Annotated in this window: 2 protein-coding genes; both read left to right on the forward strand. The window is 23.6% G+C overall.

Annotated features, from left to right (window positions below; all coding sequences use genetic code 11):
- The first annotated feature begins 212 nt into the window (after window positions 1–212).
- On the forward strand, window positions 213–1448 hold the full coding sequence (locus tag AlmWB_RS00970) for a DEAD/DEAH box helicase (protein WP_083993347.1): 1236 nt from the start codon (window positions 213–215) through the stop codon (window positions 1446–1448).
- Window positions 1441–2313, forward strand: a complete 873-nt coding sequence (locus tag AlmWB_RS00975; RefSeq protein WP_050337219.1) for a deoxyribonuclease IV — start codon at window positions 1441–1443, stop codon at window positions 2311–2313. Before AlmWB_RS00970 ends, AlmWB_RS00975 begins: the two co-directional genes overlap by 8 nt.
- The last annotated feature ends 132 nt before the right edge of the window (window positions 2314–2445 follow it).

The raw sequence follows: 2445 nt of genomic DNA on the forward strand, positions 1-2445 counted from the left end.
ATATTATTTTTTTAATATTGTAATATTTTTTCTTTTTTAATTCAAAAAAATTGTTATATGCATGATGAACTATATCGAAAATATTATAATATAAAAATTTATCATTATCAAAAAATTTTTATTATTTTTTATTTTAATTTGGTGCAATATTTAATTTTTTATATTATATTTTACTAAAATTTTGACTAATTTTAAAAAAGGAATTTATTTTAATGTTTAAACAACAATATATTGCTCATAAATTTAAACAATTGAATTTTATTCAAATTACTCCTATTCAAAAAGCTTTATTTGAAAATTTTGATAAACCTTTTAATTTAATTGGCATTGCACCTACTGGAACAGGAAAAACATATGCTTATTTATTACCAATTTTAAGTAAAATTGATTGGCAAAAAAACATCACTCAAGCTATTATTGTAGTTCCTACTAATGAGTTAGTTTTTCAAGTTTTTCAAATGTTTAAATCTATTGAAAATCATAATGCACAAGTAAAAATTCTTTATGGCGGGATGTGTAAAAATAAAATTTCCACTTTTTTATCTAAAAAACAACCACCATTAATTATTACAACTTTGAGTAAATTAGTTGAATATGCTTATGTTTCTAGTCAAATTCATTTTATTAAAACTTCTTTTTTGGTTTTAGATGAAGCAGATATGTTATTCGATCAAAAATCTTTATCTTCTTTAGATCTTTTATTATCTAAATGGAAACCTAAAATTTTATTATTTTCTTCTACTATTAATTTGTCAATGAAATTTTTTATTAAAAAGTATTTTGGCCCATCTTTATTTTTTGATGTTTATCCGCAACATCGCTTGAAAATTAATTATTATTCTCTTTTTAGTCCTTTGCGTCAACGTTTAAACGATTTAAAACATTTTTTAAAAATTTCTAATCCTTATTTGGCGTTTATTTTTGTTTCACAAAAAAAAGAACAAAATCGTATTTATGAATTTCTTAAAGGAGAAAATTTAAAAATTTTAAATTTTTCTTCTAATTTATCAGTTCGTCAAAGAAAAAATTATATTAAAGATATCAAAAATAATAAGTATCAATATGTTTTAGTTAGTGATTTAGCAGCACGTGGTTTAGATTTAGAAATTAATTGGGTTATTCATTATGATTTGCCCACACGTAATTTAGAATTTTTTGTACATCGTAGTGGACGAACAGGTCGTATGGAAAAAGAAGGAAATGTTTTATTGTTATACGATGAGCAAGAACAAAAAATTTTAACAAATATTACAAAAAATTATCACTTGACTTGGCAATCGATTATTTTAACAGCTACTAGTTTTCAAAAAAAAAATGTTTCCACAACAACCATCTTTCATCAGAACAAAAGTGTTAAAAAGCCTCTATATCAACTAAAAAAACCTTTAACGAAAATCAAAAAAAAGTATCAATATAAATCATCAAAGAGGAGAATTAAAAATGATTAAGATTGGTAGTCATGTTTTATTTGGAAAACCTTATATGTATTTAACTTCTTTAGAACAAGCTTTATCTTTTGGTGCTAATACTTTTATGATTTACTCTGGTGCTCCTCAAAATACTATAAGAAAAGATCTTAGTTATGCTTATATTCCTGAAACATTATCTAAAATAAGTACTTCTGGTATTCATTTAACTGATGTAGTAGGTCATGCTCCTTATATTATTAATTTAGCTAATCCTTCGGTAGCGATACGAGATTTTTCTATTGCTTTTTTGACAAAAGAATTAAAAAGGTTTGACAAACTGCATATTAGTCAAATGGTGTTGCATCCTGGCAATGCTATTAATAAAAACAGACAACAAGCTGTTCAATGGATTGCTGAAGGTATTAATCAAATTTTTTCTAACACTTCCTATTTATCTACAAAAATTTGTTTAGAAACTATGGCAGGCAAAGGCAATGAAATTGGTTGTTCTTTTCAAGAATTGAAACAAATCATTGATTTGATTAATAATCCGAAGCGTATAGCTATTTGTTTTGATACTTGTCATGTTTTTGATGCAGGTTATGATATTCAAAACAATTTTGAATCGGTGATCAATGAATTAGTTTCTTGGATTGATTTAAAATATCTGACTGTTTTTCATATTAATGATTCTAAAAATCCATTAGGAAGTAAAAAAGATCGTCACGAAAATATTGGTTATGGACATATTGGATTCGAATCTTTAATGAAAATTATTTATCATCCTACTTTTTTACATGTACCAAAAATTTTAGAAACTCCTTATATCAATTCTTTACCTCCTTATAAAGAAGAAATTGAGATGATTAAAAACAAACAATTTAATCTTAATTTAAAAAAATAATTTTTGGTAATTTTTTTATTCATATAATTTCGTTTTTTAATATTAAAACTAATTTTTTTGGTTAATTTTTTAATGTAAAAACTTTTTAAGGGAAAATGATACTAACTAATATCGTTGTGTCAAATTAAATAT

The sequence above is a fragment of the Candidatus Phytoplasma phoenicium genome, from assembly GCF_001189415.1.
Classification (GTDB): Bacteria; Bacillota_I; Bacilli_A; order Acholeplasmatales; family Acholeplasmataceae; genus Phytoplasma; species Phytoplasma phoenicium.

Excerpts from the sequence above, each read along its gene's own strand:
- AlmWB_RS00970 (WP_083993347.1), top strand. The coding sequence starts at position 213 with ATGTTTAAACAACAATATATTGCTCATAAATTTAAACAATTGAATTTT.
- AlmWB_RS00975 (WP_050337219.1), top strand. The coding sequence starts at position 1,441 with ATGATTAAGATTGGTAGTCATGTTTTATTTGGAAAACCTTATATGTAT.